Genomic DNA, 19626 nt, shown 5'->3' on the forward strand with positions numbered 1-19626 from the left:
CACGGTAACCTGCCTGCTCGTGAGGACTGGCGAGGCGACCACGACCGAGCGGCGCCCATGGACGTGGCCGTCGTGGTCGGCGTGGCTGCCCTGGCTGCCCGCGCTGCTGCTCGTCGCCGCCGCGGTGGCCCCGCTGGTGCTCCACTGGCTGGGCAATGTGGACGACCAGCGTCTGGTCGACCTGGATGTGTACCGTACCGGCGGAGCGGCGATCTTGGAGGGTCGGTCCGTCTACGGGTTCGTCACGCCCGCGCCGCAGTTGCTGCCCTTCACCTATCCGCCGGTGGCGGCGCTGTTCGCCACGCCGCTGGCGGCGGTGTCGTGGACGACGGCGCAGTGGGCGTGGACGGCGTTGATCTTCCTGACACTGGGGGTCTCCGTCCGGCTCTCCTTCCGCGCCGTGTTCGACGGGGTGGGTGGCGTGCCGGGGAGGTCGGGAGCGGCGGACGAGGTCCCGCTCTCACCGGGTTCCGCTCCCCGCGCGCCCGGTGGGGATCCGGCGCCGACGGAGGGGAAACTCCGGGGCGTACGCACCCGACTGGTCGGTTCGGGGAGATTCGGCGGGCTCGGTGGGACGGGCGGGGGGCGGCTGTGGACGCCGCTGCTGTTCGCCGCCCTGATGATCGCGTGCACCTACCTGATGCCGATCAGGGACCAGGTCCGCTTCGGCCAGGTGGACATCCTGCTCGTCGCGCTCTGTCTGGCCGACTGCGTGGCCAGGCGCCCGCTGTGGCCGCGCGGCATGCTGATCGGCCTGGCCACCGCGGTCAAGCTCACCCCGGGTGTCTTCCTGATCTACTTCCTCATCGCCGGTTTCGGACCCGGCGCGAGACGGGAGCATCGAGAGACCTTCCTCGTGGCCGCGCTCACCGCCGCGCTGCTGACCCTGCTCCCGTTCCTGGTGATCCCGGCGGACGCCGCCGACTTCTGGTTCCGCGCGTTGCTCGACCCCGAGCGGCTCGGTGCCAACGCGGCGACCACCAACCAGTCGATGCGCGGCATGCTCATCCGGCTCTACCTCCCCGACGTGCTGACGAGCCTGCTCTGGCTGGCGCTGGTCGCCGTGGTCGCCTGGTACGGCTTCCGCCACGCCCGTAGAGCGCTGCTCGACGGGCACCTCGTGAGCGGGGTGGCCCTGGTCGGGCTGATGGCCGTACTGCTCTCGCCGGTCGCCTGGATCCACCATCTGGCCTGGGTGGTCGTGGTGCTCGGCGCGTTGGCCGGTGACGGGCGCGACCCGGTCAGGCTCCGGGTGGCCGCCGGGGTCTGGCTCTACTACGTGCTGCCGATCCCCTGGTGGGGAGTGACGATCAAGGCGATGGAGATCCCGGTGCTCAGCCCGGTGCTGGGCAAGATCGTGCAGAACGGATTCGGGCTGGGCGCGCTGGCCCTGGTCTGGGTGCTGGGAGTGTGGCTGCCCCGGCGAAGGGCGACGTTCGAGGCGCTCTCCCGGCGGGATACGGCCCCGGAGACGGAGCGGCCCGGAAGGGACGGGGGTCCCGGACGTGAAACGGCCGTCGAGGGGACCTGAGCGGGAGGGGGCACGGTGCGCGGCGGCCGTCGAGGGGAAGATCAACGAGGAAACGACCTCTGACGTGGGACGACTTCGACTGATCGGGTAGGATTCGGTCGTATCGGTATGTAATCCTGCGCGCATTTTCTGACAGTCGCCGGATACCCTGGGGCCATGCCGAAACTCGCTTACCTGGGACCGGAGGGGACCTTCACCGAGGAAGCCCTGCGCATCCTGGCGCCTGAGGCCGAGCGCCTGCCGAGCCCGAACGTCACCGCGGCCCTCGATGCCGTACGGCGCGGCGAGGCCGACGGAGCCGTCGTCCCGATGGAGAACTCGCTCGAAGGCGCGATCACCACGACCCTCGACGAGCTCGCCCGGGGTGAGGCGCTGCTCATCACCGCCGAGCTGCTGCTTCCCGTCGAATTCTCGCTCCTGGCGCGTCCCGACACCGAGATCGGCCACATCAAGAGGGTCTTCACCCACCCGGCGGCCATCACCCAGTGCCGCAACTTCATCGCCCGCGAGCTGCCCGACGCCGTGGTGGTCGCCGCCCCGTCGACCGCCGCCGCGGCGCAGGAGGTCGCGCTGCCCGGCTCGCCGTACGACGCGGCCATCGCCGCGCGCATCGCCGGAGAGCACTACGGACTGGTCGAGCTCGCGTCCGGGATCGGCGACCGCACCGACACCGTCACCCGGTTCGTCCAGGTGTCGCGTCCCGGACCGCTGCCGGAGCCGACCGGTGCCGACCGCACCTCCCTGGTCGTCTTCCTCGCCGACGACCACCCGGGCGCGCTGCTGGAGATGCTGACCGAGTTCTCCGTTCGCGGCGTCAACCTGTCCCGCATCGAGTCGCGGCCCACCGGCGACGGCATCGGCCGCTACTTCTTCCACTTCGACTTCGAGGGCCACGTCGCCGACGCCCGCGTCGGAGAGGCGATCTCGGGTCTCCACCGGGTCTCCGCCGAGGTGCGCTTCCTGGGCAGCTACCCGCGTGCCGACGGTCTCTTCCCGCAGATCAAGCGTGGTACGAACGACGGCGACTTCACCGAGGCCGCCAGCTGGCTCGGCAGGATCCGCAACGGTCAAGTCTGACCGTCACCCGGCTCGCGAGCCGGGGCCGATCCCAGGGGGCAGCCGGAGTATGCCCTTCGAAGGCGCCCTCCGAGAGGGATCCGGAGTGTGCCCGCCGAAGGCACGCCAGAGGGGGGCGGGGCCGGTGCGTACCCCCGCCGAAGGCGTCCGACGGGCGGAAACGGGGTCGGTGCGCCCGCTCCAAGGCGTCCCAGGGAGGCTCCAAGGCGTCCCGGGGAGGAAGACGGGGCCGGTGGGTGCCCGCCGAAACGTCCCGCCGGGCGGGAAAGCGGGTTCCGTTCCCGTGGCGCCACCCCGCCCCGGAGGGCGGGCGGTCAATCCGGGCGCGGGCGCGGGCAGTACATCGGTAGCCTTGTGGCTGTGATTGACCTGCGTACCCTTCGTGAGGATCCCGACCGGCTACGGGCGTCGCAGCGTGCCCGCGGTGAGGACGACTCTGTCGTCGACACGCTGCTCGACCTCGACGAGCGGCGGCGCGGCGCGCTGAGTCGCTTCGAGACGCTCCGCGCCGAGCAGAAAACCATCGGCAAGTCGGTCTCCCGTGCCTCGGGTGAGGAGAAGGCGACCCTGCTGGAGCGGGCGAAGGATCTCTCCGCGCAGGTGAAGTCCGCCGAGGCCGAGGCGGAGAAGCTCGGCTCCGAACTCGACGGCCTGCTCTACACGGTGTCCAACCTCGTGGAGGAGGGGGCTCCCGCCGGCGGCGAGGACGACTACGTCGTGCTGGAGGAGATCGGCGAGAAGCCGTCCTTCGACTTCGAGCCCAAGGACCACCTGGAGCTGGGAGAGCTCCTCGGCGCGATCGACATGGAGCGCGGCGCGAAGGTCTCCGGCTCGCGGTTCTTCTTTCTGAAGGGTGTCGGCGCCAGGCTGCAGCTCGGGCTGCTCAACATGGCCATGCAGCAGGCGATCGAGGCGGGCTTCGTCCCGATGATCACGCCCGTGCTGGTCAAGCCGGAGTCGATGAAGGGCACCGGTTTCCTCGGCGCCCACGCCAGCGAGGTCTACCACCTGCCCGACGACGACCTTTTCCTGGTCGGCACGAGCGAGGTGCCGATGGCGGCCTACCACGGCGACGAGATCCTCGACGGCTCCGCGCTCCCGTACCGCTACGCGGGATGGTCCTCCTGCTTCCGGCGCGAGGCCGGCTCGTACGGCAAGGACACCCGGGGCATCATCCGGGTTCACCAGTTCGACAAGGTGGAGATGTTCTCCTACGTCCGCCCCGAGGACGCCCACGCCGAGCACCTGCGTCTGCTCGCCTGGGAGAAGGAGATGCTGGCCAAGGTCGAGCTGCCCTACCGGGTGATCGACACCGCGGCCGGAGATCTGGGGTCCTCGGCCGCGCGGAAGTTCGACTGCGAGGCGTGGGTGCCCAGCCAGGGCAGCTACCGCGAGCTCACCTCGACCTCCAACTGCACCGACTTCCAGGCCCGCCGTCTCGGCGTTCGCTTCCGTGACTCCGGTGGCAAGCCCCAGCACGTGGCCACCCTGAACGGCACGCTGGCCACCACCCGCTGGATCGTCGCCATCCTGGAGAACCACCAGCAGGCCGACGGCTCCGTCGTGCTCCCCAAGGCGCTGCGCCCGTACGTCGGCCTCGACGTGCTCGAACCCGTCAAGTAAGCCCGCGCCGCGCGAAGAGACTCACAGTGAAGGCCCCGCCGCGGCGGGGCCTTTTCGTGGTCACGCCGGATGTTCCGCCGCTTTTGTCGCTTCCTCGGTCGGCGCGGCGCCCGCCCAGCCGACCAGGACGGACCCGCCGACTCCGATCGCGCCGACGAGCCAGGCGAGGAACCCCGCCGTCGGATAGTCGTCGATGACGCCCGCCTCCCAACCGGTGAAGAGCGTCCATGTCGCGAACGGCGTGCAGCAGGCGATGGTGACGAGCGCCAGCCAGGTCCGGGCCGGTACGCGCGCCCGGATCGCCGCCACCGACACGAGAATCGTCGCGGTGAGGGCGCAGGCGCCGCCGAGCAGGGCCATCAGAGCGCCGATGTCGATGACGTGCGGTTCGCCGGACGGCAGGGCGAGCACGAAACCGACCGCGGCGAGGAAGTACGCGGGCCCGGTCACGCCGGTGATCCGCCGTGTATGACGGCGTGCCACGGCCATGCCGGACATGAAGCCGAGCAGGCCGACGAAGAGACCGACGCGGTGCTCCGTCCTCAGATCGACTCCCGGCGCGTCGAGCGGGATCGCCGCGTTCGCGGAGAGACCTTCGTCGAACAGGCCCATCCGCCGCCAGTTTCCCCGCGCGTCCCGTACGGCGATGCCATCCTCACCGTTGGCCGCCACCACCACGTGCCCGTCCGGTACGCGCTGGACCGCGATGGCCGAGGAACCGTGCCATGGCCTGTCCTGCGTGCCCGCCGCCCGCCGCCGAAGGGCGTCCTCACGCCCTGGGGAGACCGCCCACACCGTTCTCCAGCTGTTCCCGCCGTCCCGCGACTCGTCCACCGCCAGCCGAGGTGGGACGACGCGGTAGCAGTGCAGGGGGTCATCGGGCAGGCAGCTCCGGGTCGCGGGGGCCTGGACGGGCGAGGAACCGAGGTCTGGGAGGCCCGAGTCCGGTGAGGGCGAAGAGATCCGGGTGCTCCGCTCCTGTGCGGGGTGACCGATCCACGTACGGCCGCCGTCACGGGAGAGGAACTCGGCACCTTGGTCCAGGACCACGGCGATGACCTCGCCACGTATGAGGACCTGCGTCGCCGCGGGCGGCCGCGGTTCACCTGCGGTGGCGGTGACCCCGACAAGGGCGATCGGGACGATGATCAACACGCGGACCCGCGATACCGGGTGACCGGTACCGCACCGGAGCCAGATCAGCCACGCGGCGCCCAGCGCCGGCAGGGCCACCAGGTCGGTCGGGTCGGCCAGGACAAGCGACGGGCCGGCGGCCAGGGTCCACGCTCTGGAGGCGAGTGCCGCGCCCGCCTCCGTGGTCTTGACCAGGGTGAAGCCGACACCGGTGGCGGTGATCGCCACGAGGGCGGCGAGCCGGATGGGGGCGAGCGAGGCGCCGCCTCCGGAGCGGGCGAGGACCAAGGAGAAGAGGAGAGAAAGAACGAGGGCGAGTACGGGCGGGGCGACCAGCAGCCCCGCGACGTCGCTCAGCTTGCCGGTGACGAGCCCCGGCCACAGGGCCTTGAGGAGATGGTCGTTGATCAGCAGCACGAAGGTGGCGACCACGGTCGCCGGATGCCCGATCCAGGCAAGGAGGGGCTCTCGCGGGCTTTCCACGGCCGGGTAGATCCACCGCGACGAGGCTTGGTTCGGGATTGGTGGCATTCGTGATCGAGGTGTGTCCCGAAACCCGAGCGATCCGCACGTCCCGGTGCCGGGCGAGTTCGGTTCGCCGGTGACGCCGCGCACGTCCACAGTCCCGCGGGAGGGCACGGAATGATTCCTCCCGCTGTCGCCCTGGCGAAGCCCTTACGGTCGCTCTCAGAGGCGGAGAGAGGGCGCTGGACCGCTAGGTCGCGGCCCGCCGCCCCATCGCACTCCAGGCCGCCACCCTCACCGGGCGGCTTTCAGGCCGGCCGACGTGAACAGGCACCCGCGACCGCTCGGAAACCTCGTTCTGCGGCTCCTGGCGCTCAGCCCGGCCTTTCTTCGGCGTCTCGCCTGGCGGCTCTCGGATCCGGTCCGTCGGTGAGCCCCGCGGGTCTGGCCCGGGGCCGGTGCCCTCAAGGGGGAGAATCGGCCTCCGCGGACGAAAGTGAGGCGAGAACACGCGGGGCGGTACGCCGGGGCGCGCTCCGCAGGGCGGGGGCCGGTGCCCGAAGTGCCGCGGGACGCCCCGAAAGGTCCGGGAACAGAAAGACGGGGTTCGCTAGAAGCGAACCCCGTCTTCCCGGTTCAACCAAGAGGTCTATGCGTCAGACGGCGCGGACCTGCGAGGCCTGCGGGCCCTTCTGGCCCTGGGTGATCTCGAACTCGACCCGCTGGCCGTCTTCGAGGCTACGGTAGCCGTTGCCCTGGATCTCGGAGAAGTGCACGAACACGTCCGGTGCACCGCCGTCCGGTGCGATGAAGCCGAAGCCCTTTTCAGCGTTGAACCACTTGACGGTTCCCTGAGCCATTAAAGCTCTCCCTCAGGATTTGAAACTTTGGGATTCACACCTCATGAACCCCATGTGTCGTACAGCGGGCCCCGGGGTGGCTCAGTCAAACTGGTTTTCACAACGGGATTCAGCTAATACAACGCCATCACATCTAACACTATCCGGCGCGGGCGTGTTCCCGCCATGAGGAAGATTCCTCGGACCGGATCCCGGGGCCGACAGACCGGCTATCACAGTGCAGACTGGGACGTGTTATGCAAAGCCCCAGGTTGATCGCCACAGACCTCGATGGCACCGCTCTGCGCTCGGACGGTACCGTCTCGCCCCGTACGGCCGCCGCTTTTGCGCTTGTGGAGAACGCCGGGGCCACGCTGGTCTTCGTGACCGGCAGGCCACCCCGCTGGATGAGCATGGTCGCGGGTGCCGTACGCCGTCGTGGGCTGGCCATATGCGCCAACGGAGCCCTCGTCTACGACCTGCACAGCGAGCAGATCGTCAAATCCCACCTCATCCACCCGGACGTGCTCGAAGAGGTGGTGAGACGCCTCCGCGAAAAGGTGCCCGACCTCGCCTTCTCCGTGGAATACGAGGGCGGATTCGCCCACGAATCGGACTTCCGTCTCGGAAGATGGGACAGCAAGACGGTCGTCGGACGCCGTGTCGGAACGGACGCACTTACCTCGCGGCCCTGCGCCAAGCTTCTAGCGCTGCATCCCAGAATGGACCCCGACATCCTCCATGAGGCGGTTTACGGGCTGGTCGGTGACCTTGTCACCCCCACCCATTCCAGCGGCCGGGCACTGATAGAGATGAGCGCGCACGGTGTGACGAAGGCATCGGCACTGGCCCATCTCGCTATGACGCTCGGTGTCGTGGCCGAAGAGGTGGTCGCCTTTGGCGACATGCCCAATGATCTGCCGATGCTCAGGTGGGCCGGCACCTCGTACGCCGTCGCCAACGCACACCCGGAGGTGCTGGCCGCGGTCGATCACGTGACCGCGGCCAACAACGACGACGGGGTCGCCGGAGTCCTTGAGGAGCTCTACAAGGGGGACGGGTTTCGCGACCCCCATGAAGGCGTCCCGTGAAGGCTCCGCGGGCGGGGGCGGCCACCGGCTCTCGCCGTACTCTCGCCGGATCGCGGGCCTTCTACAGGTAGGGGCCCGCGTTACCCGCGGGTCCTCCCTCCTGCTGCTGTAGGGACATGCCACCGGGCAGAGCCCTGCGCATGTTCTCCAGCTGGGCGCGAGCCGCCATCTGCTGGGCGAACAAGGTGGTCTGTATGCCGTGGAAAAGCCCCTCAAGCCAGCCGACCAGTTGCGCGTGGGCGACCCGGAGCTCGGCCTCGCTGGGCGGGGTGCCGTTGACGTCCTCGGTGAACGGCAACGAGAGCCGTTCCAGCTCCTCGACCAACTCGGGCGCCAGACCGTCTTCGAGCTCCTTGATGGAACTCTCGTGGATCTCCTTGAGCCGCTTGCGGCTGGCCTCGTCCAGAGGAGCCGCCCGGACCTCCTCAAGGAGCTGACGGATCATGCTGCCGATGCGCATCACCTTGGCGGGCTGCTCGACGAGGTCGGCGATGGACCTGCTCTCGCCCTCCTCCTCGCCCTTGGAGCCCTGGGGACCCACGACCACGATGTGCGGAGTGCTCTCCTCAGCGTTCATAGCCTCAACTTACTAGCAGGATTTTCCCGACGTGTTCTCCAGACTCCAGGATGCGGTGAGCCTCGGCCGCCTCCCTCATCGGCACCCGGGCATGCACCACCGGCCGGATCGCCCCGGCGTCGAGCAGGGGCCAGACGTTGTCGACGACCCCGCGCACGATGACCCCCTTCTCGTCGACGGGCCGGGAGCGCAGCGTGGTGCCGTACACCGAGGCCCGCTTCGCGAGCAGGGCTCCCAGGTTCAGCTCGCCCTTCGCGCCGCCCTGCAGGCCGATCACGACCAGCCGCCCCCCTGTCTTGAGAACCTTGATGTTTCCCGGAAGATACCTGCCGCCCATGATGTCGAGGACCACGTCGGCCTTGACCTTCTCCGAGAAGTCCTCCCGCCGGTAGTCGATCCCCTCGTCGGCTCCCAGCTCCAGGCAGCGCTCGATCTTCTCGGGGGACCCGGCGGTGACGACCACGCGCGAGCCGAACGCCTTCGCCAGCTGTATGGCCATCGTGCCGATCCCGCTGGCACCGCCGTGCACGAGGAGGGTCTCGCCCTTCCGCAGGCGTCCGGTCATGAAGACGTTGGACCAGACCGTGCAGGCCACCTCGGGCAGCCCGGCGGCCTCGACCAGGTCGACGCCCTCCGGCACCCGCATGACCTGCTGCCAGGGTACGGCGACCTTCTCCGCGTACCCACCTCCGCTGAGCAGCGCGCACACCCGGTCACCCGGCGCGAACCCCTCCACGTCCTGGCCCACCGCCCCGACCACGCCGGAGCACTCCATGCCCGGGTACGGTGAGGCGCCGGGGGGCGGATCGTAGAAGCCCTGACGCTGGAGCGCGTCGGCCCTGTTGACCGCGGAGGCGGTCACGTCGATGATGACTTCGCCACGTTCGGGTAGCGGGTCGGGAACCTCCCGCCACGTCAGAACTTCCGGTCCGCCTGGTTTATCGATCACGATGGCGCGCATGTGAGAAAAGGTATCCGCTGAGCCCCAACTTGGTGGTTGCACGCGTTGACATGAACACAGGGCGTTAACCTGCTATGTGTTTGCTGCCCTTTTATGCCCATCCCGAGGGGGAACACGGTGGCAAGACACGATCGTGAGGAATCTCTCGAGGAACAGCTCGCGTGGCTGGATGCCATCAAGGAGCAGGAGGAGGAGGCGCCCGCCCTGGCGGTGAAGGCCACCGCGGTGGACGACGCCGTCGTCTCGCCGTACCCGAAGGATCCCTGGAGTCTGGTCCCGACCGAGCCCGACACGACGTCCTCGCCGCTGTTCCGTGCGGCTGTCGACTCGGCCCACCCGGACACCGATCCGCCGGTGGAGGACGCCGACGCGGCCGAGTGGATGGAGGCCTCCGACACGGTGACGTCGTTCACCGTGCCCGCCCCGGCGTCCGGCAAGCAGGACAACGACGGTTTTCTCGAGCCGCTCAAGCCCCTGCCGCGCCAGGAGTCGGCCGACACCGGCGAGTACGGCGCCGGCGACTTCACCGAGCCGCACATCCGCACCCCGTTCGCGGCGCCCGCCCAGGAGCCGTCCCGAGGGCTGTTCGAGCAACCCCAGCGTCCGGCGGAGCCGACCGCTTCCGCTCCCGCCCCGGCGGAGCCCTCCGACCTGGAGCCGCTCAGGCCGTCCTCCTCGGACACCGAGCGGTTCACCTTCGGCAGTAAGGAGTTCGGCGGCACCGACTCCGACCGCTTCTCCTTCGGAAGCGGCGACACGCGCCCCGCCTCGGGGGACAAGGACTTCTCCTCGACCAGCGGAGATCTCTCCACCGGAAGCACCGACTCCGACCGGTCCCCGTCCGGCGCCTCCGGCACCACGGGATCCGGCACGTCCGGTGCATCCGACACATCTGGTTCGTCCGGCGTGTCAGGCCCTTCCGGTACGTCTGGTTCGTTCGACGACGGCGACCGATTCTCGTCAGGGGCCGCAGAGGCCGACCGCTTCCCCTCCACCGGCGCCGAGCACGACCGCGACCGTACGAGCTTCGAGCCCTTCGGATCCTTCGACTCCACGGTGACGTCGGCGGCGAAGGAGTCGCCGTCGCCCAGGCAGGCGTCCGAGCGTTTCGAACCCGCTCCGGATCGCTTCGCCCCTGTTCCCGCGCCCGTTTCTCCGCCCGGTTCCGAGCCCGAATCGGAGTCGGAGTCGGAGTCGTTCCAGGCATCCGAATCCTTCGGCACCGACAGGCCGGAAGCGGCCGCGTCGCCGGAGCGCCCCTCCACGGCGGGTGCCTTCGGCTCGAAGCCCACCTCGGGCGCCTTCGGTGACGCTCCCGGTTCCTCCGGAGCCTTCAGCTCGTTCGGCTCCTTCGACACGGAGCGTTCCAGCTCACCGTCGTCTTCTTCCTCCGGGTTCGCCGCCTTCTCGGGCCCCACGGCCTTCTCGCCGGGCCGGGACGCGCCCCCCGCCCCTGAACGGGAGACCCCTTCACCCCAGAAGCGCGGTCGGGACACGGCGGAACGGGAGAATCCTTTCGCATCCAACCGGGACACGGCGGAACGGGAGAGCCCTTTCGCACCCGGTCGGGACGCGGCGGAACCGGTTCGGGAGCCGTACCAGGCACGCCGCCGCCAGACGGCCCCGGCACCCGCCTTCGGCGCACCGGCCAGGCAGCAGCCTCCGGGCACGGCTCCCCGGCCGTCCGCCGACAGCCTGGATCCGGAGTCGCTGCTGAGGGGCCGCCGCAACGCGCCCGCCGGCGGCTGGCGGAAGCTCGTCTACAAGGCGTCGGCAGGGTTGATCAAGCCGGGCGAGTCCCCGGAGGTCCGCCGCCGCAGAGAGCTGGTCGGCCGCGCACGCACCCCGGTGGCCACCGGCCATCACCGTGTCGCCGTACTCAGCCTCAAGGGCGGTGTCGGCAAAACCACCACCACGGTCGGCCTCGGCGCCACCCTGGCCCAGGTACGCGGCGACCGGGTCATCGCGGTCGACGCCAACCCCGACCGCGGCACCCTGTCGGACAAGGTCGAACTCGAAACCTCCGCGACCGTCCGCGACCTGCTGAACGAGCGTCAGCAGATCAAGAGGTACGTCGACATACGGGCCTTCACCTCCCAGGCCCCGTCGCGCCTGGAGATCCTCGCCTCAGACCGGGACCCGTCGGTCTCCGAGGCCTTCAGCGCGGCCGACTACCAGTCGGTCTCCCAGGTCCTGGAGAACTTCTACTCGATCTGCATCACCGACTGCGGCACCGGCCTGCTCCACTCGGCCATGTCCGGCGTGCTCGGACTGGCCGATCAGCTCGTCCTGGTCAGCTCCCCCTCCGTGGACGGCGCCCGCGCCGCCTCGGCGACCCTCGACTGGCTGGAGGCCCACCACTACGAGGAGCTCGTACGCTCCGCGACCGTGGTGCTGTGCAGCGTCCGCCCGCGCTCGAAGTCGACCGTCGACCTCGACCGCCTGGAAGCCCACTTTGCGGCCCGCTGCCGCGCCGTCGTCCGCGTCCCCTACGACCCGCACCTCGAGGAGGGCGCGGAGATCGACCTGGAAAGACTCCAGGCCGGCACCCGCGAGTCCTACCTCCGCCTGGCCGCCTCGGTCGGTGACGGTTTCGCCGGCCCTCAGCCCTGATCCACACACGATCCTCGGCTTGGCCCACACACCGGCGGGCGCCGCGACTCCAGATCGGAGCCACGGCGCCTGCCGGGTCCGGGCACGCTCGGGCCAATGAGAGACTAGGGTGCAATCTGACACGTTCTTTGGACGTGTCACCAGGAGAGCTCGCCTAGTGGACGATGGCGGCGGTCTTGAAAACCGCTAGGCCGGGTGACCGGTCTCGTGGGTTCGAATCCCACGCTCTCCGCTCAGCTCGGAAAACGGCGTCTGACCAGGGACTTCCCTCGGATCGGGCGCCGTTGATCGTTTCCAGGATGCGTAACCGTAGGCCACCGTGAGCGGCTCTCGGCCGGTGTTCGCGGGATATGTGCGGGATGAATCTTGAGGTGTTCTCCCATGTCGCGCGCGAGAATCTTGCCTCGAGAACCGTGAGGGGACATCGACATTCTGTGCGTTGGTGAGCGGTGAGCTCTGAAGCAAGACCGGGGCCTGTGCGGGTTGCTGGGGTCACGAACTGCTGATCGCGTCGGCGGTCACTCCGGACCGACTTGACGCACCCCGCCCATCGGATGTCTCAGCTCCGGCTCAACGGAACGCGTGACTGGGCCGTCATACTGACGTTGCGACCCCTCGCAGGGGCGATTAACCACCGGATTTCCCGTCAGAACGGTTCCGGACTCGACACGCTCAGGACGGTCGCTATCAGCACTGAGTCAGGTCGAGCTGCACACCTCGCTCACGGCAACACTTACCGATCGTGCCAGACAGCACCTCGCTCCTGCCATAGCCGAGGAAGGCATTAGTGCATCAGCCGAAGCCGCCGCTCCCATCTACCCAAGCTTTCATGCTTCAGCCGTTAGCTATGGATACCAGAATCTCTATCGCCCCCGTCTGCGCACCGCATCTCGCCAATACTCCCCCTTAGCATCGCGATGCTGGTGGCTTAAGATCGGCTTTGGAGCCCCCAGCCATACATGGAGCGAATGGAACTCGACAGGCTCCAGCGTGGCGCTGGCCTCGTCGCGCCCCCGAGCATATGCCCTGATTCGATAGTCACCAGCACCTCGAAAATTTATCAATGGAAAGTGGTCGGCGCCACCACCATATAACGTCTCAAGGAAAAAATTTTCATCGGCATGAAAACTAAAGTCAACAATTTCATCCCACAGGCCAACCTGGATAGGCGGCTCGGAAGAATGAAATTCTAGACGTAGATTAATTTCCCCATCATCCAATCCTGTGATAATTCTCACCGAACCTGTATAGATATCTACCAAACCATTCCCGCCTGCGGTATGTATGCTTTCGATGTTGATAGAGTGAGTAATCAGATACTGGTTCTTGTAAGCCAGGATTTCGCCTTCGAATATCTGCGGTTCGGCCTTGCGGTTAAGTGACATCATTGCTCCTTGTCTGATTCAAATGACTCTACGTGGTACACCACTGTGACCGCCCGTCCTCCTTCAGTCGGTCACAGTGGTGTCGGGTGGTCGCTAAGAAACGTTACTGAGGAAGAGCGAATCCGAGTTATCAGTTAAGCTGCTGTCCACACCTGCATTCCCGGTGTAGTTGCGCTGCTCGTTGAATGCCCAGTCAGCGATTGGGGCGCCATTATACTCCATGTGCTTGAACGAGTTCCCCGAACTTCCGAAGCGGAACACCCTGCCGGGGTCATCATAGTAGTCGACGTATGCACCTTCGATGCTGCCCAATTGCTTCTTGAGGGTGTTATTGTAGAAGACATTGTTTGGCCCAGAAGATCCTGACCATTTAACGGCCTTCAGTCCCGTTGCCCACCAGATCGGGAACCAGTCGGAACTATCTGGTGCGCTATTACCCTCGTCCCCGCAGTTGCTCTTGCAACTTCCAGGGCGGTGAGAATATGACGTGGAGACCTGATTCAACTCGAAGAGATTGTTACGCTCCCAGCCTCCATGAAGATTGAGATCGGAGTCGAAACTGTTTCCGATCGCGACATTTCCAGACGCCGACCATTGGAATGTGAAATGGCGCAGGTATCGTGTTGTGTTGCCCGCATACAGGGAATCCCAGACCCGGGATCCCCGGAAGTATCCGTTCCCGCCTTTACCTTTGTTCCAGGAGGCGGCTGAATCCAATTCCAGAGGTTCCGCCCTCCCGAGTCGACGCCATAGGATATTCATCACAGGTTTTTCCTGCGGTAGCGTTATTTCTCTTCCACGTCCTTGTACAGGCTGCCGCACGGTTCTTCTCGCCGAGACCGGTATTGCCGCGGGTGAGCGGCACCCCATCATCCTTATTCGGAAACCCCGGCGCACCCGGGAGGGGGCCACCGCCTGTTCGACCTGGAGTCCCTTGGCCGTTCTGCGCGTCCTGAATGTGTTGAGCTAGTTCGGGGAATCCATTTGGCGCATTGGGGTTGAAGCTGTATTCCATAACTGGGCGGAATGAGTCAAAGACACAGCCCTTGGTGTTGTTATTGCCTGGTAGCGCGTTGTCGCAACGGATTACCCGGGTCGCGAGAGCCTTAGGTTCACCCTTCCAGTCTAGTGGACTGGCGCTATGGAGTTCGAAAGTGCCATACGGGTACTCGTACAAGATCATGTTCGGCTCGGCGGGCGTAAACTCGAATGTCCACACGCCAACTGCTGGTGGCCCTCCGGGAAGTAGCTCTTGCTGATCGAATCCCCCGCTGACGACTGCACAGCCGTCGCTGCTCGCGCAGTCTGCCTCGCTGGTAATGGTGAGTCCCGGCCAAACGGCCACCGGCCCGTGAATTACGGTTATAACCGTCTGAGTCCCCGGATCTTCTGGGTTCAGCCACGCTCTGTGCGAGTAGACATATTGCCCTGGAGCCGCGATATTATCCACGGTGATCTCAAGTTCGTGGAAAGTGTTTACTTGGCCGATTTTCCGCGGAACAGGTAGCGGCCCTTGCGGATAGATGATCTCTACGACATCCGTCGTTTCTTCTACTTGCCTACACGAGTAGGTGCGCGTCTCGTACCAACCTACGGTTCCGCACTCCGTTGCATTGTTCAGCGTCGAGTGCCCTTCCGCATCCCGGTAAGCGGAGCGCGCAGGGACCTTAACCGAAGAATCCCAGCCAGGGCGGGAACAGGTGAGAATGGTTCCTGCCGGCGGCTTCTCTTTAGCGATCTTCTTTTCGAGACCCTTGCAGGTATCCTGGCTGGGCTTGATTCGAGCGTCTCGGCTGAGTAGCGGTTTGTTTGCGAGACTCAGTTCTTTGGTGTCGACGACCGGCGTAGGCGTAGGCGCGGGACTTGCAGTGGCAAAGGCCTGTGGTATGGCATTGACGAATGTGAGTGCCATGATTAAGGCACTGAGGACGGCCAGGCTTCTCTTTCTCATTGCACCTTCCTTGATACGGCCCGGGAATGGGTCAGCAAGAAACATGTGCGCTTCGAAGTCCGAGAGGGCATGGTTGTCTTGTCTGCGGTACACGATTCACAGACGGTAGTCGGGAGGAGTATCAACGGATGATGTAGCGACAGACGTCATACATGGCGGTTAGAACGCAGGCCAAAGAGAGGTCTTCGCGTCAGGTAAGGGACGGGGACCTTGCAATGTCGAGGATTCGAGTTTCTCGAAAATTTGTGCGTGCCCGTCTCGAATGAGAGAACGATATGCCTGAAGATTATTTCCGACAATATGACCTTAATCACATTACTGAGCGATCAGGATGGTTTACTGTCTACGCAACTCGGGCCGCAGGATATCTCCATTACGGAAGACCGGATCTCCGTGACTTGAAATCTTGTGGATAACGCCACGGCTGCACAGCCGGAGGTCATAAAGGTTCACGGCGCTCGCCTTTCCTCAACCGATCGAATACGCCGAGACGACACCAGCGTTCTATGTTGATCAGCGGCTCATGGATGCAGGGGCGGTCATCTTCCGTGAATGCCGGACGGCGACGCCTCGACTGATCAAGATCACCGCGCCGACGAGCAGGGTCACCACTCCTGACAGCTCGGCGAACGCCGCCATGACGTATTCGCCGTCCGGATCGCCGACTCCGGAAGGCCAGCTGTTGAGCCATCGTGACGTGGCCATTGCCTGTGACAAGACCAGAGCTCCGAACGCGATGGTGATCCCTCCCAGGACGAAGCCCGGGGGCACCGGCCGGGTCCGCTTGCTGAAGAAGCCGACCCAAAAGACTCCGACCACCAGTGAGGTCGGGACCATGAGAAACCAGCCGATCTCCAGGTTCATGATCGCATCCAAGCGCAGATGCTCGAATCCCTCGCCCCGTGGGGAGTGCAGGAGCGGGATCATCACGGTCCCGCTGAGGAGCCCGATGGCGAAGAAGCGGAAGAACCACATGATCGACATGGTCTCGGACGGCCTGGGGAGCAGGTCAAGAGTTGGGGAGGAAAAAGCTTCCGTTGGTGGGGAAGGAATGATCCGCGGCACCAGCCATGGTGATCGGAGACCAGGAGCCCGTGGGATATGCGCGGGATGATCTTCCGTGGCCGAGATCCGAGAAGAGCCTCATGGCCTGGTCAGGGGCCCTGTCATTGCTCGGAAGGCAGCCCTCTTGAAAACCGCTAGGCCGGGTGACCGGTCTCGTGGGTTCGAATCCCACGCTCTTCGCCCAGCTCGGAAAACGGCGTCTGACCAGGAACTTCCCCCGGACCAGGCGCCGTTGATCGTTTCCAGGGTGTGCAGCCGTAGGCCACCGTGAGCGGCCCTGAGTCGGTGTTCGCGGAATATACGCGGAGTGATGTTGGTCGCGTCCGCGCAGGTAGCGCCAGGAAAGCAGAAGAGGCCTCGGGGGGTTCCGGAGCCTCTTCGAGGGGTGATCGATCATGCGGCCAATGCGTCGTCGATCCTGCGATTGGCGATCTCCGTGCCGCCGTCGATGCACTTGGCGTAGACCTTGAGAAGTACGTCCACCCCGTGCCCTGCCCGCTCTGCCACGTCGGGGGCCGCCACCCCGGCATTGAGCCAGAGGGACATCGCCGCGTGGCGCAGGTCGTACGGCCGGGCCGCCAGGGGGGAGACCTGCTGTTCGGGAGTCAGGGCGAAGGCCCGCGCAGCCTTCCACACCTCGCAGTAGGTCCCGATGGAGATCACGCCCCCGCGCGAGGTACGGAACAGCCGCCCGTCCTCGTGGACGCCGAACTCTTCGATAAGGGACGCCTACGGGAAACGTGAGGCACCGTATCCATGGCGAGGGCGGTGAGGCTGCGGCGCGCGAGGTCGTCACTTCACGAGAAGCTCATCTCCGCCAGACCTTTCTCCACTGTCACGTCAGGCGAGTAGCCCAGTTCCCTCCGCGCGGCGGTGATGTCGTAGGAACGGTCACGGCCGGTGAAGCTCACCAGCCAGTTCGTCAGCGGGGGCGCCGTCTTGCGGCGAAGCAGGCGCGCTGTGCGGTCCATCATCGCGGCCATGGGCGCTGCCATCGCCAGAGGGACGCTGCGGCTCTTGGACAGATCCACGCCGCGGGTCGCCAGCAAAGGGGTGAGGAAGTCTCGAATGGGCATAGGCGTGCCGTCCGTCGCGTAGTACACCCCACGGTGGCGGCCCCGTGTGAGCGCGAGGATCGCGGCAGCGGCCAGGTTTTCGACGTGCACGAAGTCGACGATGTGCTTACCGTGATCGATCCAGGCGAACCGCCCCGCCTCGGCGACCTTGACCATTTCGTTGATCGTCGTCATTCCGCGACCCCAGATGAACGGCGGGCGGAGCACGACCAGCTCGGTGTTCTCGCTGTTGGCTTTCAACAGTGCGCGCTCGGTGGCCAGCTTGACCCGGCTGTAGGCGATGTTCGGCCGGCCTTCCGGCGTCGACTCGTCGACGACGGGACGACGTTGACTGCCCGTGGAGACGGACGCGGCGCTGATGAGCACGAAGCGTCGCACCTCGGCCGCGACGCTCGCGGCGTGCAGAGCGACGGTCGGCACGTGATTGGCCTGCTCGAAGAGCGAGTCGGGCCCCCAGAACTCCATGTGAGCCGCGACGTGCACGACCGCGTCGGCCTCGCGCAGCTTGGTGAGCCAGATCGGCGCCGGGGAACCGGCAGGGCCGAGCTTGGCGAGATCGCCGGGAACGGCATCGGCTCCGGCCGCACGTACCCGCTGAATGCTCGAGCCCGATCTGGCAAGCGCCATGACCTCATGTCCTTCGGCGACGAGGCGACGGACGAGAGCGCCGCCGACGAAACCGCTGCCACCAGTGACAAAGACCTTCATGATTGCACTCCCTGTGATTGAGTACGCACTTCTCGTACACGCCCGGTTGTCGGTGCTGCTCGGCGCGCGATCCCGACCGCCTTCCGGATTCATAGCCATCAAATAGTTTGATGTCAATGCATCGATGTCTATGTAACCTCCCGTACGATGGGGGCGTCAAGTGGAGGTGGGCGATGCCGCACGCGAGGAAGAGCGTGACCGCAGCACAGGTCGCTGACGAGTTCAGTCGTACGGCGAAGGTGCTCGTACGTCACTTCAACGAGCGTCTGGGCGAGCATGGGGTGTCGACACCGAGGTCGCGCCTGGTGGTGGAGGTGGCACGTTCGCAGCCGGTTCGGCTCACCGAGCTCGCTCTCGCGGTCGGTATCGCCCAGGGGACCGCCTCCACCCTGGTCGACGCGCTCGTCCGTGACGGACTGCTCGAACGCCAGGCCAGCGCGGACGACCGCCGGTCCGTACTCCTTCGAGTGACGGCGCAAGGGGCCGCACTGGCCCAGGACTGGACGGCCGGCTATGAACTGGCGGCGGAAGAGCTGTTCAGGCCACTCACCCCCGAGCAGCTGTCGACGCTGGTCGACATATTGCGGACCCTCAGCGCCGACGAGGCGTCGCCCGCCGACGGCTGAAGAAGACATCGCCGGCGCGTGGATTACCGGAGCGTCGCTCGCCACTGATGACCTGCGATCGCGAAGTCGCAGGTTGTCCAGGTCCTCCCTGAACCTCCAGTCATCCCTTCGTTGTTTTCCTATGAGGCGGTCGCGGAGTTTGTCATAGTCCTATCGGCCCTCGCTCCAGCACCGCCCGCGTGGAGGAGCGCCCATATGGGACATCATCCGATCCCGACTCCGGTCGGGGATTTCTGCACAAAACATACACATGAGTACGGCGGAATCCCCACGAGCGACCGTTACGGTCACACGGTGGACGCAACGAATGATCTTCCTGACGCGCATCATCCGCGTGCTCCCATTGATGTCAAAGGTGGGGTGTGGGTGACGGTCGCCGTATTGCTGGGATTTGGGATGATGTATGCGACGAGTGCTCCCGGATGGCACTATGCATGGTTCATGCTTGTTGGCCCCGGCTGGCTGTTTTTCGGCGCCGGCTGGCTGATCGTGCTCGGTGTCCTCCTTGTTATGCCTGGGAGGCTGGTCGCATTACGTCGAAACTGGCCGTTCTGGGCCGTGCCGCCCTTGATTGTGGTGCTGGTCGCCTCATTGGTCTACGTCGGCGCACCGGTCAAGATGCGTTTCGAGTTGTCGCGCGCCGACCTCGACCACTTCGCGAAGACGATGTCAGAGGGGACGCCACCTGGAAAGCGGAATTGGATCGGCTTATATCCTGTCGAGTACCTCGAAGGATCCCCCAGCGCCTTCAGCTTCATGATCGATGACACGGGTTTCTTCACCAGTTATGGTCTCGCCTGGGTTCCGAACAGTGAGCTGATTCCAACCTGGTGTCGCAGGTCGTGAGCTTGCTGTGGGTTGCTGGGTTCGGCCCTGACGTAGAGAAGCCCCTGGTATAAGGGTT

The 19626-nt window shown here is 66.0% G+C and carries 17 protein-coding genes, 1 tRNA gene and 1 pseudogene; 9 read left to right on the top strand and 10 right to left on the bottom strand.

The annotated features are described in order from the left end of the window. Positions 1-19 precede the first annotated feature (19 nt). The 3 genes from AB0B96_RS24600 (at position 20) to serS (ending at position 4231) form a co-directional block, all read left to right on the top strand. Positions 20-1531: a glycosyltransferase 87 family protein gene (locus AB0B96_RS24600; RefSeq protein ID WP_362902128.1), complete on the top strand. Its 1512-nt coding sequence runs from the start codon at positions 20-22 to the stop codon at positions 1529-1531. Positions 1532-1687: 156 nt separating this feature from the next. Further along, positions 1688-2608: a prephenate dehydratase gene (gene pheA / locus AB0B96_RS24605; protein ID WP_350942047.1), complete on the top strand. Its 921-nt coding sequence runs from the start codon at positions 1688-1690 to the stop codon at positions 2606-2608. 360 nt (positions 2609-2968) lie between these two features. Continuing rightward, positions 2969-4231 carry a serine--tRNA ligase gene (serS, locus tag AB0B96_RS24610; protein ID WP_362902130.1) on the top strand — a complete coding sequence of 421 codons (1263 nt, stop codon included), beginning with the start codon at positions 2969-2971 and terminating at the stop codon, positions 4229-4231. A gap of 60 nt (positions 4232-4291) precedes the next feature. On the opposite strand, the gene AB0B96_RS24615 is transcribed toward serS, so the two are convergent. Beyond that, entirely contained in the window at positions 4292-5848 is a 1557-nt protein-coding gene (locus AB0B96_RS24615; RefSeq protein WP_362902132.1) for a hypothetical protein, read from the bottom strand. A 102-nt stretch (positions 5849-5950) separates the two neighbouring features. Between AB0B96_RS24615 and AB0B96_RS24620 the strand changes: the two are divergent. Beyond that, positions 5951-6577: pseudogene (locus AB0B96_RS24620) on the top strand (hypothetical protein); the annotation flags it as partial. On the opposite strand, the gene AB0B96_RS24625 reads toward AB0B96_RS24620, so the two are convergent. Beyond that, positions 6487-6690: a cold-shock protein gene (locus tag AB0B96_RS24625; protein ID WP_012886943.1), complete on the bottom strand. Its 204-nt coding sequence runs from the start codon at positions 6688-6690 to the stop codon at positions 6487-6489. The pseudogene AB0B96_RS24620 and the gene AB0B96_RS24625 overlap by 91 nt on opposite strands. Positions 6691-6941: 251 nt before the next feature. Between AB0B96_RS24625 and AB0B96_RS24630 the strand changes: the two genes are divergently transcribed. Beyond that, complete coding sequence (locus AB0B96_RS24630) at positions 6942-7760, top strand: HAD family hydrolase (protein WP_362902134.1); 819 nt, start codon at positions 6942-6944, stop codon at positions 7758-7760. Between the two features lie 61 nt (positions 7761-7821). Here the strand turns inward: AB0B96_RS24630 and AB0B96_RS24635 are convergent, their stop codons facing one another. Together AB0B96_RS24635 and AB0B96_RS24640 are read right to left on the bottom strand one after the other, a co-directional pair. Continuing rightward, positions 7822-8337 (bottom strand): bacterial proteasome activator family protein, encoded by a 516-nt coding sequence (locus tag AB0B96_RS24635; RefSeq protein ID WP_350942052.1) that lies wholly within the window; start codon positions 8335-8337, stop codon positions 7822-7824. 4 nt (positions 8338-8341) lie between these two features. Continuing rightward, complete coding sequence (locus AB0B96_RS24640) at positions 8342-9298, bottom strand: NAD(P)H-quinone oxidoreductase (protein WP_350942053.1); 957 nt, start codon at positions 9296-9298, stop codon at positions 8342-8344. 117 nt (positions 9299-9415) lie between these two features. On the opposite strand from AB0B96_RS24640, the gene AB0B96_RS24645 reads away from it, so the two are divergent. Together AB0B96_RS24645 and AB0B96_RS24650 are read left to right on the top strand one after the other, a co-directional pair. Then, positions 9416-11911 carry a MinD/ParA family protein gene (locus AB0B96_RS24645; protein WP_362902138.1) on the top strand — a complete coding sequence of 832 codons (2496 nt, stop codon included), beginning with the start codon at positions 9416-9418 and terminating at the stop codon, positions 11909-11911. Positions 11912-12054: 143 nt separating this feature from the next. Further along, positions 12055-12143 (top strand) — tRNA-Ser (locus AB0B96_RS24650). Positions 12144-12774: 631 nt separating this feature from the next. Here AB0B96_RS24650 and AB0B96_RS24655 read toward each other — a convergent pair. The 6 genes from AB0B96_RS24655 to AB0B96_RS24680 all read right to left on the bottom strand — a co-directional run bounded on the left by AB0B96_RS24655 (position 12775) and on the right by AB0B96_RS24680 (position 18096). Continuing rightward, entirely contained in the window at positions 12775-13296 is a 522-nt protein-coding gene (locus AB0B96_RS24655) for a hypothetical protein (RefSeq protein ID WP_362902140.1), read from the bottom strand. Between the two features lie 93 nt (positions 13297-13389). Continuing rightward, complete coding sequence (locus AB0B96_RS24660; protein WP_362902142.1) at positions 13390-14013, bottom strand: hypothetical protein; 624 nt, start codon at positions 14011-14013, stop codon at positions 13390-13392. Beyond that, positions 13982-15247: a hypothetical protein gene (locus AB0B96_RS24665; protein WP_362902144.1), complete on the bottom strand. Its 1266-nt coding sequence runs from the start codon at positions 15245-15247 to the stop codon at positions 13982-13984. The genes AB0B96_RS24660 and AB0B96_RS24665 overlap by 32 nt, the downstream gene beginning before the upstream one ends. Positions 15248-15760: 513 nt before the next feature. Further along, positions 15761-16312 carry a hypothetical protein gene (locus tag AB0B96_RS24670; protein ID WP_362902146.1) on the bottom strand — a complete coding sequence of 184 codons (552 nt, stop codon included), beginning with the start codon at positions 16310-16312 and terminating at the stop codon, positions 15761-15763. Positions 16313-16705: 393 nt separating this feature from the next. Further along, the gene (locus AB0B96_RS24675) at positions 16706-16975 is read right to left on the bottom strand and encodes a hypothetical protein (RefSeq protein WP_362902148.1); all 270 of its coding nucleotides are present in this window, start codon (positions 16973-16975) and stop codon (positions 16706-16708) included. Between the two features lie 134 nt (positions 16976-17109). Then, on the bottom strand, positions 17110-18096 hold the full coding sequence (locus AB0B96_RS24680; protein WP_362902150.1) for an NAD(P)-dependent oxidoreductase: 987 nt from the start codon (positions 18094-18096) through the stop codon (positions 17110-17112). 194 nt (positions 18097-18290) lie between these two features. Between AB0B96_RS24680 and AB0B96_RS24685 the strand changes: the two genes are divergently transcribed. Both AB0B96_RS24685 and AB0B96_RS24690 read left to right on the top strand, forming a co-directional pair. After that, complete coding sequence (locus AB0B96_RS24685; RefSeq protein ID WP_350942060.1) at positions 18291-18722, top strand: MarR family transcriptional regulator; 432 nt, start codon at positions 18291-18293, stop codon at positions 18720-18722. A gap of 294 nt (positions 18723-19016) precedes the next feature. Continuing rightward, positions 19017-19568, top strand: a complete 552-nt coding sequence (locus AB0B96_RS24690) for a hypothetical protein (RefSeq protein ID WP_362902153.1) — start codon at positions 19017-19019, stop codon at positions 19566-19568. The last annotated feature ends 58 nt before the right edge of the window (positions 19569-19626 follow it).

The sequence above is a fragment of the Streptosporangium sp. NPDC049046 genome, from assembly GCF_040649155.1.
In the GTDB taxonomy this organism is placed as follows: Bacteria; Actinomycetota; Actinomycetes; order Streptosporangiales; family Streptosporangiaceae; genus Streptosporangium.